The sequence below is a fragment of the Maribellus luteus genome (assembly GCF_003576475.1).
Classification (GTDB): domain Bacteria; phylum Bacteroidota; class Bacteroidia; order Bacteroidales; family Prolixibacteraceae; genus Draconibacterium; species Draconibacterium luteum.
Genome location: NZ_QWGR01000002.1, coordinates 541984 through 560287, shown reverse-complemented (window position 1 = coordinate 560287; position 18304 = coordinate 541984). Strand labels below are relative to the sequence as shown.

Sequence of the window (18304 nt, the reverse complement as noted above, 5' to 3'; positions counted from 1 at the left end):
GTTGATAAAAATAAGGGTGCCATTATCAGTTATTCCCTATAAGTAATTCTTCCAACCTGGGTTCGGCCATCCAAATCCAGTTTGTACAGATAAACTCCGGTAGCATCAGTGGCAGGTTCATATTCTACCCTGTTCATTTCACCTCCCAGAACCTGACGGTCCAGAATTCTGGCTACCCGTTGTCCTGTGATGTTGTAAATTTCGAGGATACCGTATGCATCTACTGCTGATACAAATTCGAATGTTACTTTATCAGAGAATGGATTCGGATATACCTTCAGTTCCATTTCCTCGAACGAAGCACTAACTTCCGAACCTTTAACGGTTACTGATTTCAGGAGCAATTCAACAGGTTCTGAAGTATATACAATATCACAATATCTATCCCAGATTGTGATGTAAACTTCCATCGGCGGTTCTGTAAGTTCCGGCAAACCAAACCAGATGGAATTCAATCCTTCCGGACTGTTCAGTGCACAGAAGCCATAGAGTTTCTGATCATTGGAAGCGTCGAAAATATCGACCCAGGTACGTGATGAATTTGTATTCAAACCACATGGCGGCAGATATGGAGCCTGCAAGAACAAGGCTTGCGGATAAACATTCCAATTGCTTACATCCAGTTTATACATGATGGCATTATCACCTCCTGCAGTTACATAAGGTTCAGAGCCTTCGTATTCGAGTATTGGATCAGGCAATCCGGGATAACACGGCATTGGGATCGAAGGATCGCAAACCGGTTTTTCGGGTGAATATCCAACCAAAATACGACACTCATCAAATACATTGTTGATCTTGTCAACCGCACCGGCAACTGCTGTCATCTGACTTTCGGTGTATGGGCCAATAACTCCGGGAGCGTAATAATTCCCCAGCATTTGGTTGGCCAGTTCATACAATCCGTCTACTGAAGGCGGAACTCCGATAGCCATAATCATGTCAATGACATTCTGATCAATTTTTGTATACCAGAAAGGATTCAGAACATCAACCAGATCAAGCACTCCGTTGAAATTAGCATCTATTTCTTCGTAGATGCATTTCTGGAACAGCGGATCTTGTGAACCGCAACCTCCGTCGGGTTCAGCTGAAACAATGTAGCCTTGATCGAGCATAACACCACCCAGAGGTGTTCCCAGTCCGAGGTTCAATCCTAGAGCTAAAGTCTGGGCGAGTAATTTATTGTCGATTCGTCCTTGTTTGGTTAAAAGATCGTATTCACAAATCGGCGTATTGCCAACAGGAAGTATACCAATGTCTTTACCTCCAGGCATTCTGTCGATTACACACTGAGCATCTCCAGTATAAACGGTTACTGTATGTCCAGGCCATCCAATTCTCAATGAATCGCCATCACCATGAACATCGACAAGAATAGAATTCTCAATCGTTTCCATGGTTGTGTGCAATTCTTCCCCGTCACAAGCCATTCCGCCACTGTTGCCATAAAATCCCTGAGTATATGTACAAACAGTACCTTCAGTCTGACATGCCGGTGGTTCAACCATTACTTCACACATGGTGTAGCCACACACATCGTATATTTCAACAATGTGGTTTTCGGCTTCTTGTCCGATAGGAAGATCAACAATTGTTGTATTCATGTTCGGATTGCCATCCCAAACGATTGTATAAGGTTCACAACCACCTCTGATTGTAACTTCTGCCTGTACCGTTTGATCGCCGCATTCAGGTATCGGACCAATTAAGTTGGCTTCGCAATACAACTCGTTCGGGTATTCGCCGATTGAGAAAGTACAAGTAGTAGTTAATTTATTACAATGATCTTCGGCAATTGCGGTAACAGAAACCTGGATAGCTTTGCAAGGCTCTGGCTTCAGAAGATTATCAAGCGGAGGATCAAATTCAACTTTACCATCTGAACAGGTTCCTTCTTCTTTCATATCCATCAGACCTAAAATCCATGCTTTCCAAGCCACATCAATGTCATCTTGCGTACTGCATCCGCCCAGATCCGGATCACCGGGACATTCGCTCAGTTTCAGATCATCCGGGTAAGCTTTCACCGTAAACGTACAGGTGTGAGTAATCGTGTTGCAGTGGTCTTTCGCCGTTGCTTTTACCGTTACTACCTGATCCGTGAGTACACATTCGGCAGGCATTTGCAAGCCGTCAAGTGCAGGATCAAATTCTACGGTACCATCCGCACACGTTCCGGTTTCTTTCATTGCCTTCAAATCCGCCATCCAAAGATCCCAGGCTGTTTTGATGTCAGCATCTTCCACACAGCTGCTTAGCATCGGGTCGGCCGGACATTCGTCAAGTTTCAGATCGTCCGGGTAAGCTTTCACCGTAAACATACAGGTGTGAGTAATCGTGTTGNCAGTGGTCTTTCGCCGTTGCTTTTACCGTTACTACCTGATCCGTGAGTACACATTCGGCAGGCATTTGCAAGCCGTCAAGTGCAGGATCAAATTCTACGGTACCATCCGCACACGTTCCGGTTTCTTTCATGGCCTTCAAATCCGCCATCCAAAGATCCCAGGCTGTTTTGATATCTGCATCTTCCACACAGCTGCTTAGCATCGGGTCGGCCGGACACTCGTCAAGTTTCAGATCGTCCGGGTAAGCTTTCACCGTAAAGGTACAGGTAGTGGAAGTTTCCTGGCAAAGATTGGCAACCGATATTTTTACGGATACTACCTGATCGGTTTTGACGCATTCGGCCGGCATTTTCAGATTAACCAGTGCGGGTTCGAAAACCAAGTCGCCGGGGGTACAGGTGGCGGTTGCTTTCATCCCTGCCAATCCGGTTTTCCAGGTATTCCATGCGGTCAGAATATCGTCGTCGGTAGTGCATCCATTCAGTTCCGGATCTCCCGGACAGGCGCTCAACTTAAGATCGTACGGATCTCCGTGAACGACAAAAGTACAGGTAGCGGTGTCTCTCATTCCGCAGAAATCTTCGTAAATAAAGTCATACGAAGTACTGAATCCCTGACAATTTGCATCATCCGGAAGATCATCAAATGACCCCACGAAAATTAAACCAGGTCCACCTGGTTCTCCGGGATCAACAACTGTAATATCTTTGCCTGCTTTCCAATCAGCGTAAGCACTTTCGATGGCTGACTGATCGGCACACTCCATAAATTCTACATTCCCACAGGCAATTTCCGGTGGTTCCAGAATATTTCCGATTTGGAATGGCGGACCGGCAAGATCGGCCAATTCAGCTGAAGAAGAATGAGATGTTTTTGTACGGCACCAAACGGTACTTAAGTGTCCGCACTTTTCTTCTCCAATGCCCATCAATTTAGTCAGGTTGATCGCTCCTTCAGCATACTGGTTAATCTTATAACTCATTTCTCCGGTATCGTATACATACCAGGGGGCAGGCTGTATCACCGTATTTTCGGTACAATACACTGCGTTTGCCCAAAATGGATCAGTAAGATCAACAGCTACCCAGTCATAAGGCTCACCAATGGCCGCTTTCTGCCAGGTATCAACAAACAGAAGGGCTTGTTTTCCACCCTTTTCAAAAAGAATCGTGATAAGAATATCACCCGGTGTCCGGCCACCCGTCGGGTCGCCGTCGCCGTCTAAAGCCGGAGCATAGCTCACTACCATCCCATCGCCGCCGATTTCAATTTTGGCTTTTGAAAATTCGAAGTCGATGTAACTGGATCCGTTCACTTCCCAACGATCGGCAGCAAACATACACCACAGATCACCTGCAACGCCTCCCGGCAACGAAGGATCGGCATAGGCAAAATAGGCAGCTGCACGTTCCATATCGTCTTTTGATGGAACATTTTCGGGGCCTACTTCATACGTTCCGGGATCATCGGCAATTTTGTTCCTACCTGGAAATGCCGTTGGATCCAAGTCTTTAAATACATCAACGTACAATTTAAACCAGGTTCCATCACCTTCCGGAACGGTAGGTACCCCTAAATCATCAATTAACCAACCTCCGGGACCGGTACCAAATTCAAACCAGTCTCCAGCGGTTCCACCCAACATTCCTGCCGGTGCTTGATTTGCAAATGCATCGCCATCAATGGCCAATCCGTTGGCAGGCACTAATACAGGGGCGATCCCCGGATTATTGAACTGCCCATAGGCAATACTGCCCATCATTAAAAAGCAACAGAGAAACACCGAAGCCAGCACTCCTCTGCACCATCGGTAATTTTTTCCCATAATCTGATAATTTTTTAATTGAATAACCTCTAACTCGCATCAGATCATCAGCAAACAAACTCCGATAAGACAGTATCTTTTCGTGGTTTTTGGTTTTTTTAAACGGGGTAAAGAGAATAATAAGTTCTGCTTCTAATCAATTTTAACAAGGTAAAAGGTACAACAGAAAAGGGGGCGTAGTCAATCAGGATTTATACTCATTTATTGGGGTCCGGTGCCCAAAAACGAGACTTTAGGTGAATGAAAAATTACGTAAGAATATGATGCCGGTAGGCATACTTTACCATATCGGCAGTAGTGTTGATTTTTAGTTTTGCCAGAATATTTCGTTTATGGGTTTCCACGGTACGCGGGCTAATATTTAATTCAGAACCTATTTCCTTGTAAGTCATTCCACTTGAAAACAGCTTCAAAATAGACACCTCCCTGTCGGTTAGCCGCTGATCCTGAACCTTGTGCTTTCGCGACTGAATGGAACTTTTAAATATCCTCCAAACTTTGCTGTTGAAATATTCTTCACCTTCCTTCAACTTCTTTATGGCTTTTATTAGTTCCTTCGCATCCGAATTATTAAAAACAAAGCCCTTAACTCCCATGCGAATGTATTCTTCAAAACAATCAGCATAGTTGGCACTTACTATCAGCAATAACGGGGTAGCAGGAAAAACACGGCGAATTCTTTTTACGGACTTCACACCGGAGTTGTCTCCATGGATGACATCTATTATAATTACATCCGGTATGGATTTGCCCAACTGCCTGATCAGCTCCTCTTTTGTTTGGGCAACGATTACTACATCACATTGATTATCAGTACTAAGAATGGATGCTATACCAGCGCCTAAAAGGGTAAACCGTTCCAAAATCGCGATTTTACACATGGCTTTTAACTTTTCTGATTCATGATAAATGGTTTATTCATCTACAGCTGACCAAACACCATCCGTTCTGACTCAATGTCACCCCAGGCAGAAGGTTAAATTATCAACTATAAAATCCATTGATCAGTCAACTTATAAAAGCCATCTAAAATCTATTTTGCAAAGGGTAAGGTTCCGCAATTCCATGTACAATTTACGTATAAAAACGCATACAAGTCAATCCGTAAATATCCTTAACAATGAATGATGAGAGTACGTAACCGAATAAAACAAAGCAAGCTCTGCCTTTGTGGAGCGAAAACGGCGTACCAGCAAAATACAGCATCAAAAAGCGACAACCCGCACTAATAAAAGACTCATTACCTACATAAATTCAGCTATTCACATAGATACTTTGTTATCCTCTGACATACCAAAATCTTTCTGAAAGAAACATCAGATTCGAAAAAAAGAAAGAGGCTGACGTTGAAAGTCAGCCCCTTTGCAGAACCCTGCCCCTGGCAGAATTATCCTGAATGTATATCAGATAAAAAATAAGGGTCTACCATTCATTATTCTCGTTTGTAAATAACCCTTCCAATTTGAATTTCGCCATCCAGGTCAAGTCGGTACAGATAGATACCTGAAACCTCATTGCTTGGTTGGAATTCAACTTTATTCAGTTCTCCACCGATAACAAAGCGATCCAGTACCCGGGCCACTCTTTGTCCGGTAATGTTGTACAATTCAAGTGTTCCATATGCATCAACCGGCGATACAAATTCGAAAGTTACCTTGCTGGTGAACGGGTTGGGGTAAACCTTCAATTGTCCTTCGGTAACAACTCCAACATCATTGATCTCGGCACTTTTCTTACCATTTGTTCTTGTGGTTACGATCGTTGCTGACGCTAATGAGATGTCAGTTCTAACCGTTTCCGGGCAATCGCAAGTTGGTATACATACTACTGAATGAACGATTACAAAAATGTAATCACCATCAGAAACACCTGTAAGGACAACGTCGAGACCGGTTGCAGGTGGTTCGTTTTCCCATACTACCGTATACTGTCCCGGAGCAACGGTGTATTCACCCTTGTGCTTACCATTTTTCCTTGTTGGATACATGTTGGTGCCTGCATAAATATGTGCTTCACTTATTACATAACCCTCTAATAGATCGTATACCACGTTCATGGTAGAACCACTAAAGGATAAAGTAACGGTTCCAACCCAGGTACCTTTACTCAGGTCGCACTGACCGGCACCGGCGTAAACGTCCAGTATGTAGACAGAATCCTGACCAACTTTGACTCTGTTAGTCCAGCCCCAACGGTTGAATATGGCAGTGTCAGGCTCATCCAGGAAGCATCTTGCTCCAATTTCGGTCGTATAAGGCGCAGGCCCCAAATCCGGCTCCGGTAAACGAGCAAATGCTGTTTCACAATCGCCTTCAGATTCAGTAAACCGGTATAGCGTATCCGTTGCTGTTGCAGAATTTCCACAACTGTCCTCAGCATAGAATGTATAAATCCAATATTCATCGCACTTATTCGGATCTGATGGATCAACTGCAACCTTATTAAGTGATTGCAGAGTTGCATTACCTTCTCCCTGACAGTCGACATATGTTGCTGTGGCATCCGGGTCAGCGTTACAAGTTGAATCCTGCAAAATGTTGATGGTAATAACGGGCGCTTCCAAATCATACTCTACCTTGAACGTTGCCATACAACTGTCAGCCTGTTCACAGCTGTCCCATGCCTTGAACTTGATCGTGATCGAGTCGCCACATGCCATCGCTGTTGCTACATTGCTTAAATCGGTTTCTTCGGTATTACAACCTCCTTCCGAGCCAAATTCTGCAAGCCATGCGTCAAAGGCTCTTGTTACTGAATCCTGCGTCAAACAGCTGCTGAGTGTCAAATCTCCCGGACAGCTTACTTTCAACTCAGGCGCATAGTCTACTTTGAACGTAGCCTCACAACTATCAGCCTGTTCACAGCTGTCCCATGCCTTGAACTTGATCGTGATCGAGTCGCCGCATGCCATCGCCGTTGCTACATTGCTTAAATCGGTTTCTTCGGTATTACAACCTCCTTCCGAGCCAAATTCTGCAAGCCATGCATCAAAAGCTCTTGTTACTGAATCCTGTGTCAGACAGCTGCTTAGTGTCAAATCTCCCGGACAGCTTACTTTCAATTCAGGTGCATAGTCTACCTTGAACGTTGCCATACAACTGTCAGCCTGTTCACAGCTATCCCATGCCTTGAACTTGATCGTGATCGAGTCGCCGCACGCCATCGCTGTTGCTACATTGCTCAAATCGGTTTCTTCGGTATTACAACCTCCTTCCGAGCCAAATTCAGCAAGCCATGCATCAAAAGCCCTTGTAACTGAATCCTGTGTCAGACAGCTGCTGAGGGTCAAGTCGCCCGGACAGCTTACTTCCAACTCAGGTGCATAGTCTACCTTGAACGTTGCCATACAACTGTCAGCCTGTTCACAGCTGTCCCATGCCTTGAACTTGATCGTGATCGAGTCGCCGCACGCCATCGCGGTTGTCACATTGCTCAAATCGGTTTCTTCGGTATTACAACCTCCTTCCGAGCCAAACTCGGCAAGCCATGCGTCAAAGGCTCTTGTGACTGAATCCTGTGTCAGACAGCTACTTAGTGTCAAATCTCCCGGACAGCTTACTTCCAACTCAGGTGCATAGTCTACCTTGAACGTAGCCTCACAACTGTCGGCTTGTTCACAGCTGTCCCATGCCTTGAACTTGATCGTGATCGAGTCGCCGCACGCCATCGCGGTTGTCACATTGCTCAAATCAGTTTCTTCGGTATTACAACCTCCTTCCGAGCCAAATTCGGCAAGCCATGCGTTAAACGCAGTGGTTACTGAATCCTGCGTCAGACAGCTGCTTAGTGTCAGATCTCCCGGGCAGTCTACTTTCAACTCAGGTGCATAGTCTACCTTGAATGTTGCCGTACAACTGTCAACCTGTTCACAGCTGTCCCATGCCTTGAATTTGATCGTGATCGAGTCGCCGCATGCCATCGCTGTTGCTACATTGCTCAAATCGGTTTCTTCAGCATTGCAACCTCCATCTGAGCTGAACCCTGCAAGCCAAGCGTTAAACGCAGTGGTTACTGAATCCTGCGTCAGACAGCTGCTTAGCGTCAGATCTCCCGGACAGGTTACCACCAAAGCTGGTGCATACGCTACCATGAAAGTAGCTTCACAGCTATCCATCAGTCCACAATAGTCTGTAACTATCATTTTAATTGCCACAAGGCCACCACATGCCGATGGGGCATCCACGGTATCTAAATCAGCTATTATATCATCTACTTTATAGATTGTATCAAGAGGATCAGTTCCACCGCTTACCATAAAAGCGGTATCCAACCAATTGGCAAAAGCCTGATCTACCGCGGACTGGTCCATGCATGAGTCAAGTGTTAAACTTGAACATTCGACTACAACAGGATTATAAGGAGGTTCCTTGATTGTATCTCCACAAGTTGTAGTATTCGGATCAACGCTGTTTTTTATCTCAACTACGTAAACTCCAGCTCCCAAGCCAAACATGGTATCAACCATGCTATTGGTTACAGTCGAGTCTAAAAATACCTGATCGAATCCTGTCCCTTTGTACCAATAATATGTATAGGGAGGGAAACTATCCGGTCCGGTTGGAGTTACTACGGCCCAAGCATAACCGGTTTCTGCTCCAAAACATTCAACATCAGCTGTAAAAAGCTCACAGGTTGGCGCTGTAGGAGCCCATCCAACGGAATCGTTACATGCTGTTGTACATCCGTTGGCATCCACTATGTTAACATAATATCTCCCAATACTCAAACCATATATACTGTCAGTTCCTTGTCCACCTCCAATTGAACCATTATCGGTTGACCATACGTAAGTAAACGGTCCTTCACCTCCGCTAACTGTTACTTTGGCTGTTCCATTTGTTGTCGAAAAATTTGTCTGATCTGTAGTTGCTACGCTACAGGTTGGATTGTCGTGAACGGTTACCATAAACGAATCAACGGCAAAACATCCCTGATCTTCGGGGTTTGAACTTCGTACCCAGAACATGGTATCTCCCACCGGTAAGTTTTGGATGGAAGAAATAGCATTTACAGGAGGAGTAGCAAATGCATCGGCGCTCATAGCATAAAATGTTACATTCCCGTCTCCAAAGCTATCTACAGCTGTCATCAAATCGAACTGATTATTCCCATCATCACAGGAATCCAGATCCATCGCCACTATTTTGGTTTCCAAATCGTAACCAAAGGTCAATGGGCCAACAAAATCATGCATTTCCGATTCAAAACTTGGCGAGCTTCTGGTCTTCACCAACAGGCTTCCCAGAGTTTTGTTACAGGCATCTCCGCCAAATGCATCCAATCCCAGAAATGACATATTAATGGCAAATTCTGCAAATTGAAGCGGAAGATACTCATCGTTTACGTCGGCTTGCGGACCTTCTATAGTTCCCCAAGGCGGTGCAGGTGAAACACTGTCAATGTTTACGACTGCCCAGGCAGCCGGATCTCCTCCTGCTACTGCGGGTTCTATTTCTGCATAGCCAAAACCAACACCAGATTCAGTAGTGAAAGCTCCCGTAAAATTGAAAGATGAACCAGCATCGAAATTTGCAAGTCCATTCGTGTAGTCAGTTTCGCTTACCCAAACACGTATACTAGCCACCGGGTCACCACCACCTTTTTCGTAGTCAATACTCACAATCAGGTCTCCGGCTGTTAATACTACCCCATCTGCATCAAACGTCCATGAAGTATGACCGTGATCAGTACCGGTATTGGTAAAATGTGCCCCATCATATCCTATCTGATTAGCAAAAAACTCAAAATCAGCATGAACGGATCCTGAAGTTGAACGGGTGGAAAAAGCACCGATTCCCCAAACATCTCCGTCCGGGTCCTCCCGCATATGACCATAAACATCAATTAGGTCTCCCTTTTGATAGGGATCTTTAATACCAACATTCCATGTTGAAGGATCCTGAAAGTTTTTATCCGAGGTCCCCGCAAAAGCAGTACTGTCTTTCCCGTTTCCGGCAGTATTGTTGTCCCTTGCATATACCCCGTCGATCCATAGTATTGAATCTCCGGGAGATGAAGGAATCTCCAATTTGGAGTTTCTCGGCACACCCATCCTAATTGTAAAACTGAAATTCTCATCAATTGCCATCTGGGCAATGATCGCATTAATAAATGTCGGAGATGGTGTGAAAACCGGTGATCCGTTCCCGGGATACAGCGATAAATTTTCAAACCAATCGTCTGTCCCATTAGCTGTAGTCCCTGAAAGTGAAGGATCCAATAAATAGTTCGTGTAAACATCCGCATCTATTCCAAAATTTGCTTTTACAGCAGCTCCATCGGTAATTATTTGGCTGGTGGCCGAAAGAGTTGAATAGCCGACAATAAATGCCAAAAGTAAGAAGCGGCAACACCAAAAGAATGTTCGCTTCATTAAACCAGACAACAACTTTGGTGTGTCTGGTAGTTTCAAGTAATTTTGTTTCATAATCTGATGTATTAAAAATAAGTTCGTTTTAACAGTATCAGATCACTTCAATCATTGTCCACACACAGTATCGGAACTCGGGTTATGCAAGAAAAACGGGGTGATAAGTCAAGCTTTTGCTTCCAGTACAATTTTCTTACAGCAAGTTACAACACCAGCCCTCCGCTTGTCAATCGGGTTTACTACGCAATTAATACAAGAAAAAAACACCAAATAAACACTTTTTTGTATTTTATCTGGAAGTGAACATTTTCTCACAACCAGCAATACTAACTTTACCGAAAGTCTATATTCCAAAAGGCTCTCACAGGTAATAAAAAACGGTACAGAGCGCTGCAAAAACGGAGTAAACGATCTGTTTTTCGAGATTTATCTGGAGTCTCAAATTTTAAGGAAATGCACATTTATGCACCAAAAGCGTCCCAACAAACTCTACGTAATTTCCCGTATAAACTAACAGGAAATTACTTACCTGTTTCGGTCTAAAAACCCAGCGAATGAAGAGCCTGGGAACCTCATCATTTAAAGGGAAACGGAGGCTATCCCGTAAAATATACAGCAATTATTCCGACAGAAAGCTGCCATTTATAACCGATTTGCCCGAAGCAACAAGTCACTGTATTCGCCTGCATCAACAAATACTTCCAGCACTACCGGTCCTTGTGCACTAAATGCAGTTTCGAGTGCTTGTTGATAGGTACCCACATCAGTTGCCCGAAGAACAGGCACTCCAAAATAATGGTTTGTGGCTACTTCGGGAAGCAAGTCCAGATCAGTCCCATAGTGCGGGTTGTATGCTTTCTTTTTCTGTTTGATGTGGATGAGTGACAGGCTTTGATCGTAAATCACTACAAATACGATATTCAGATGGAGTCTTTTTGCTGCTGCCAGTTCACCCACAGTCATGTAAAAACCCCCATCGCCCAACAAAGCTACCACCGGAAGTGTAGGATTATTCAGCTTGGCAGCCATTGCCGCCGGAATTGCAAATCCCATCCCCGACCATCCGTTTGTCATGAACAATTTTTCAGGAGAAGGCGTTCTCCACATCTGGCCCAGCAAATGCAGATGAGCCCCAACATCCACAGTTAAAATTCCCTCCGGGGGCAAGGCTTCTCTTAGTTTGTGCAAAATTGTCCGCGGCCCAAAAGTTTCAGGTGGCGGCAACAACTTTTGAAACATTCTGTTTCTTCGCTCCGCCAGCTCATCCCGGTCCCACTTTTTGGGTGAACTGCTTAGGTTTAACAACTCCAGCAAAGCCACCTCAATGTTTCCGGTTACGTTCAAAACCTCGCGAAGTTTTCCGGTATCCACATCGGCTTCTTTTTCATCAATATGAATCAAGGGAACTGCCGGCATCCAATCTTCATAGTTAAATTCTACCGGATCGTAACCAATCCCGACAATCAAATCGGCTTCGCCGTGAGTTTCCGCCACCGTATCCGACAATGCATGAAACAGCACACCCACGTAGAGGGGATGATCTTCGGGAAAAATACCTTTTGCCATGGGCGTTAATACCACCGGAATATTGTTTTTCTCCGCCAACTCAACAATCAAATCTTTTACTCCGGCCCGCACAGCAGCCATTCCAACGGCCAAAACGGGCTTTTCGCTTTTCTTCCATAGTCTTTCGATTTTACGAACCTGTTCGGGCACCAGCGGAGACCATCGCTTTTTCTCCACACGCAAATACTCCAGTTCGTTACCGGTCTCCCGAACCTGTTGCCTTCCGATGTCTGCAGGAACGCCGATATGAACCGGCCCCGGCACATCGGAGGTGGCAATGCCCGCCGCTTTCAAAATAATATCTTCCACATTACCGGCATTCATGCGCGTGGTATGTTTTGTAAGCGGAAAAAATAACTGCTGATGATTGACATTCATTTGCACCACCCGGTTCAATAAATGATCGGGCATCTCGTCGGTAAAAGCAAGAACCGGTGAGCGGTCGAGCAAAGCTTCTCCAACACCCGTGCTTAAGTTGGTGGCTCCCGGCCCAAAAGTGGCAAAACACACTCCCGGAATGCCAGTGAGCCGCCCGCAAATATCGGCCATGATGGCTGCTGTAGCTTCGTGTCCCACCAATATAAAATCGATTCCCTCTTCCTCCCGAAGAGCCTCGATGTAATCAATCATGTTTCCACTGGGAACGCCAAATACATACCGCACGCCTATATCGCGAAGGGTGTGCGCAAATTGCTGTGCTACCGTTGGCATAAGAATTTCATTTTTAATCAAGGAATATACAATAAATGAGGGCAAGAAAAAAGGCTCTTTTAAAAGAACCTTTCTTATTCATTTTCTTATGTATTTACGTTCCAACAAGTGTAGGAATGACTTCCAGAGGTCTCGAAAACAACCGAAACTTTGGATTCTAAAAAGTCCGATTCAAGCCTTCAGCAGTTCTTCTACAGAAGACAGCTCTACATCAGGAAGGGTAATCTGATACTTTGCCTGCATGTAAAACTCGTTGCGTTTTTTTAAGGTATCATCGATAAAAGCGACCAACTCGTCGCGCGATTTTCCTTTAATCAGCGGACGCTCGGTTTTCGAATGAAGCAAACGATCCGCAAGAATGGTTGGGTCAATGTTCAGATAAATGGTTTTACCTGTGCGGTTCATGAGATCGATGTTGTCGAAAAAACAAGGTGCTCCACCTCCGGTTGCAATCACAATGTCGGTAAACTCCGAAAGTTCTTCCAGGGCTTTCCGTTCCTTTTTGCGGAATTCAGCTTCTCCTTCTTCCTCAAAAATTTGCGGAATGGTTTTGCAGTTTCTTTCTTCGATGTAATGATCCATATCCACAAACTGAACGCCCAGATGGTTTGCCAATCTTCTGCCCAACGTGGATTTCCCACACCCCATGTATCCGATCAAATAAATTCTCATACAAAGTAGTTTAGAGTTTAGAGTTCAAAGTTTAGAGTAGACTCTAAACACAGAACACTGAACTAAAAAAGTGACATCTGGTTTGAATTGTCGTCTTCCTTCTTTGGCTGGTTTACCTCAAATGGAATATCGTCAATATCCTGGTTAATCTCATCAGATTCAGGACGATCGTCTTCATCCTTGATTACCGGTTCAATCTCGGTGATGTCTTTTACTTCGTAAGTTGACAGACGTTTCCCTTTTGCTTTCCACGATTTGACGCCAATAAACTCGGCCACTTCTATAATTTCATTTTCACGCTCTTCATTCTTCCCGCCAAAGGTGATTTCCAAACGCGGATAATGCACCCAGGTAATGCTAACCAATTTATTGTCGGGATGTTCACCGATAAAACGAACCAGCTTCCCTTCCGGTTCATCAATTTCGAAACGTTTCACATAGTAGAACTGCTGTTCGGCGTCAAAATAAACGGCCGAAAGGATTTTCTGCTGATCAAATTTTTCGATCGTGAGAATATTATCGCCAAAGTGGTTGCTCAGGTCGTAATTATACAACTGGAATTCCCCGCTTTTGTAGATAACCAGAATCTCATCTTCTCCCGAGAACTCGCCCAGGAAAACTCCCCGGCTATCGGCATTCAAGCGTAAAACATCGGGATCGAACCAGATTTTGCGGCCACCCAAGGTAGAAACTCCTTTTTCCTTGAGCGAAATCTTATGCACATCGTATTTGGTAAGAATGTTCCCCATCGACTGACGGCCTTTGATGGCCAGCTCACCAAGATCGACTTCAAAAATCAGCTTCTTAATACGCGGTTTTGGTTTTAAAACCACCCGCAATGTTTCGGCTTCTCCGTTGGGGTTGGCCGAAAAATAAGCAATCCTCGAACCTTTGGTTTCCTTGGTCAGGTTGTATTCTTTGTCGCGGGTTACGCCGGTTACCGAAAAGCGTTTCATGTAAAACACACCCGATTCGCCGTCTTTGTATACCACGTTGTAAATGGTACGCTTGTCGTTCTTTTTGAAAACCGCCACGTACAATGGATTTTTCCCAATAAAGGCTTTGTCTGAAACTTTGGAGATAAAATAGGTACCATCGCGGTGAAAAACGATCACATCGTCAATATCGGAACAGTCGCAAACGTATTCCGCTTTTTTCAGCGAAGTTCCCAGAAATCCTTCAGCCCTGTCGATATAGAGTTTTTCGTTGTTCACCACCACTTTGGTTGCAACAATGCTTTCAAAACTCCGGATTTCAGTTTTTCGCGGAAAGTTTTTCCCGTATTTATCTTTCAGATGCTGGAACCATTTGATGGTGAACGGCACAATGTTCTCGATGTCGTTCAGCACTTCAGCAATCTCGTCTTCGATGGCTTGCAGCTGATCGTTGGCTTTGTCGGTATTGAATTTCAGAATACGCGCCATCCTGATTTCCATCAGCTTAAGAATATCATCGCGCGTAATTTCTCTTCTTAGCTTAGGTTTCCACGGCTCCAGACGCTGGTCGATGTGAGCGATCGCCATGTCCATGCTCTCAGATTCTTCAAACTTCTTATCCTTGTAGATGCGCTCTTCAATAAAAATTTTCTCAAGCGACAAAGAATGCCATTGTTCCTCCAGTTCGTTTTTCCGGATCTCAAGCTCCAGTTTCAGGAGTTCCAGGGTGCTGTCAGCCGATCGTTTTAATATCTCGGAAACGCCAATAAACAAAGGTTTGTCGTTTTCGATGATACAGGAGTTGGGTGCCAGCGAAACCTCGCAATCGGTGAAGGCATACAATGCATCAATGGTTTTATCGGATGAAACACCCGGAGCCAGATGCACCAAAATTTCAACGTTCGCTGCCGTATTATCGTCGATCCGTTTGACTTTAATTTTACCCTTTTCGTTGGCCTTTATAATAGACTCGATCAGCGATGTGGTATTTTTACTGAAAGGTATTTCGGTAATAACCAGGGTTTTGTTGTCCTGCTTTTCAATTTTGGCCCGCACTTTAATCGTACCTCCGCGAACTCCATCGTTGTATTTACTAAAATCGGCCGAGCCCCCGGTCGGAAAATCGGGGTAAAGCTCAAAGTCCTGCCCTTTCAGGTAACAGATCGAAGCATCGAGCAATTCGTTAAAGTTATGCGGGAACAACTTGGAGGCAAGTCCCACAGCGATACCCTCTACTCCCTGAGCAAGCAACAAGGGGAATTTCACCGGAAGTGTCACCGGCTCACGTTTACGCCCGTCGTACGAAAGCTTCCACTCGGTTGTTTTCGGGTTAAAAAGCACTTCGAGTGCAAATTTCGATAAACGCGCTTCGATGTATCGGGGAGCAGCAGCTCCATCGCCGGTCAGAATGTTTCCCCAGTTTCCCTGCGTATCAATCAATAGTTCTTTCTGTCCCAACTGAACGATTGCATCACCAATGGAAGCATCGCCGTGGGGGTGATATTGCATGGTTTGCCCGATAACGTTGGCCACCTTGTTGTAACGACCATCGTCCATCTCGCGCATGGCGTGTAAAATACGACGCTGCACAGGTTTTAATCCGTCGTTGATATAAGGGACGGCACGTTCAAGAATAACATACGAAGCATAGTCGAGAAACCAATTGCGGTACATCCCCGACAAATAGGTTATTTCCTCCCTTGTGTTATCGTCCTGAATTTCTTCCTGATTCAAATTCTCTTCAAACATTCTTTCTCTTCAAAATTAGCGGTCTGCCCTTTCGGGCCAAAATATTTTTTTAAGCCACTTCGTCTTTTTCCACGTACAGGTTATCGATAATAAAATCCTGACGTTCGGGGGTATTCTTCCCCATATAAAATTCGAGCATCTGGGATATCGATTCGTGTTTTTTCATCTGCACCGGATCCAGACGAATACTGTCGCCAATGAAGTTTTTAAACTCATCGGGCGAGATTTCACCCAATCCTTTAAAGCGGGTAATCTCCGGTTTCCCTCTCAACTGTTCAACCGCCACCTGCTTCTCTGTTTCCGAGTAGCAATAAATGGTTTTTTGTTTGTTCCTGACCCTGAATAAGGGAGTTTGCAGGATAAACACGTGTCCTTTTCTGATCAGCTCCGGAAAAAACTGCAAAAAGAATGTGATCAGCAACAGGCGGATATGCATTCCGTCAACATCGGCATCGGTTGCGATAATCACTTTGTTGTAACGCAGGTCTTCCATGCCGTCTTCAATGTTCAACGCTGCCTGTAAAAGATTGAATTCTTCGTTTTCGTACACCACTTTCTTGGTTAAACCAAAGGTGTTGAGTGGTTTTCCCCGCAAGCTAAATACAGCCTGTGTATTCACATTCCTGGATTTGGTGATGGAACCACTGGCCGAATCGCCCTCGGTAATAAAAATACTCGAAGCTTCCTTCAATTCGTGAGAGCTGTTGAAATGCACCCGGCAATCGCGCAGTTTTTTGTTGTGAAGGTTGGCTTTTTTTGCCCGTTGCTTGGCTAGCTTTTTAATTCCGGAAATGGCCTTTCGCTCTCTTTCCGACTCCACAATGCGCCGGTGCAGCACTTCTGCCGTATCCGGATTTTTGTGCAAAAAGTTATCCAGTTCCTTTTGTAAAAAATTACCGACGTGTGCTCTTACCGAAGGCCCGTCGGGACCAATATCTCTCGAACCAAGTTTGGTTTTGGTTTGCGACTCAAATACAGGCTCCTCAACCTTAATACTGATGGCCGCCACAATCGATGCACGAATGTCAGACGGATCAAATTCCTTCTTGTAAAAATCCCTGATCGTTTTTACCAGTACCTCGCGAAAAGCCTGTAAGTGGGTTCCCCCCTGGGTCGTGTGTTGTCCGTTAACGAACGAATAATAGTCCTCCCCATATTGGTTTCCATGCGTTATGGCCACCTCAATATCTTCTCCTCTTAAATGTATAATTGGGTAAATTGGGTCATGATCCATGTTCTCTTCCAACAAGTCGCGCAACCCGTTACGCGAATAAAAACGCTCTCCGTTGAACTCTACGATAAGCCCCGAATTCAGGAAAGTATAGTTTTTCATCATGTTCACAATGTAGTCGCTGATGTAGCGGTACTTTTTGAACACGGTTACATCGGGAATAAAAGTAACTTCTGTTCCGTTTTCCTCCGGAACACCCTGAAGATCTTTTTCGCCCTGCTTGATACCTTTGCTGAAATAAACTTCTTTTGCCACCCCTTCGCGAACGGCTTTGATGGTAAAATCGGATGAAAGCGCGTTAACTGCTTTAATCCCGACACCGTTCAATCCTACTGATTTTTTGAAAACCTTGTTATCGTATTTGGCGCCGGTATTCATTTTACTAACCACATCCACCAGTTTTCCGAGAGGTATACCACGGCCATAGTCGCGAATGGTGACCCTGTCCTGATCCACATTCACCACGATCTTTTTACCAAAGCCCATCATAAACTCATCGATCGAGTTGTCCATCACTTCCTTCAACAGTACGTAAATACCGTCGTCGGCTGATGACCCGTCGCCAAGCTTCCCAATGTACATACCCGGACGCCTCCGGATGTGCTCCTGCCAATCTAAGGTTTTAATAGTTCCTTCGTCGTAGTTTGCGCTCATAAGCTAATTTCCAGATTTATATTCCGGATATTGAACGCCGACATTATTGAAATTTACCTGGGGAATGCTGTATTTCAAATAACTGCGGAGTTCACCGGATTGCCACAAATATAATTAAATCAACCTGTTTTTTGCCTTTTTGGCGGCTTCATTAACTAACAATGATTAGTTGAAAAATAGTGAATAAGAATCCCCCGAAAAGCGCCCAAATAAAGAGAAAATATGAGAAACAGCCACCTTGGA

Annotated in this window: 7 protein-coding genes; all 7 read right to left on the bottom strand. The window is 44.8% G+C overall.

From position 1 onward, the window contains the following. Positions 1-29 precede the first annotated feature (29 nt). Positions 30-2324, bottom strand: coding sequence for a T9SS type A sorting domain-containing protein (locus tag D1614_RS04990; protein WP_119436792.1), 2295 nt, complete (start codon positions 2322-2324; stop codon positions 30-32). A 2097-nt stretch (positions 2325-4421) separates the two neighbouring features. Next, the gene (locus D1614_RS04980; protein WP_119436790.1) at positions 4422-5054 is read right to left on the bottom strand and encodes a response regulator transcription factor; all 633 of its coding nucleotides are present in this window, start codon (positions 5052-5054) and stop codon (positions 4422-4424) included. Positions 5055-5605: 551 nt separating this feature from the next. After that, positions 5606-10600 (bottom strand): FIDD domain-containing protein, encoded by a 4995-nt coding sequence (locus D1614_RS04975; protein ID WP_119436789.1) that lies wholly within the window; start codon positions 10598-10600, stop codon positions 5606-5608. 585 nt (positions 10601-11185) lie between these two features. Further along, on the bottom strand, positions 11186-12820 hold the full coding sequence (locus tag D1614_RS04970) for a thiamine pyrophosphate-binding protein (protein ID WP_119436919.1): 1635 nt from the start codon (positions 12818-12820) through the stop codon (positions 11186-11188). Positions 12821-12991: 171 nt separating this feature from the next. Then, complete coding sequence (locus D1614_RS04965; protein WP_119436788.1) at positions 12992-13492, bottom strand: shikimate kinase; 501 nt, start codon at positions 13490-13492, stop codon at positions 12992-12994. A 62-nt stretch (positions 13493-13554) separates the two neighbouring features. After that, complete coding sequence (locus D1614_RS04960; protein WP_119436787.1) at positions 13555-16176, bottom strand: DNA gyrase/topoisomerase IV subunit A; 2622 nt, start codon at positions 16174-16176, stop codon at positions 13555-13557. Between the two features lie 49 nt (positions 16177-16225). Continuing rightward, the gene (locus D1614_RS04955; protein ID WP_119436786.1) at positions 16226-18061 is read right to left on the bottom strand and encodes a DNA topoisomerase IV subunit B; all 1836 of its coding nucleotides are present in this window, start codon (positions 18059-18061) and stop codon (positions 16226-16228) included. Positions 18062-18304: the final 243 nt, after the last annotated feature.

Bases quoted from the DNA above. Each gene is read 5' to 3' on its own strand.
- D1614_RS04990 (WP_119436792.1), bottom strand. From the start codon at position 2,324: ATGTTTACGGTGAAAGCTTACCCGGACGATCTGAAACTTGACGAATGT.
- D1614_RS04980 (WP_119436790.1), bottom strand. From the start codon at position 5,054: ATGTGTAAAATCGCGATTTTGGAACGGTTTACCCTTTTAGGCGCTGGT.
- D1614_RS04975 (WP_119436789.1), bottom strand. From the start codon at position 10,600: ATGAAACAAAATTACTTGAAACTACCAGACACACCAAAGTTGTTGTCT.
- D1614_RS04970 (WP_119436919.1), bottom strand. From the start codon at position 12,820: ATGCCAACGGTAGCACAGCAATTTGCGCACACCCTTCGCGATATAGGC.
- D1614_RS04965 (WP_119436788.1), bottom strand. From the start codon at position 13,492: ATGAGAATTTATTTGATCGGATACATGGGGTGTGGGAAATCCACGTTG.
- D1614_RS04960 (WP_119436787.1), bottom strand. From the start codon at position 16,176: ATGTTTGAAGAGAATTTGAATCAGGAAGAAATTCAGGACGATAACACA.
- D1614_RS04955 (WP_119436786.1), bottom strand. From the start codon at position 18,061: ATGAGCGCAAACTACGACGAAGGAACTATTAAAACCTTAGATTGGCAG.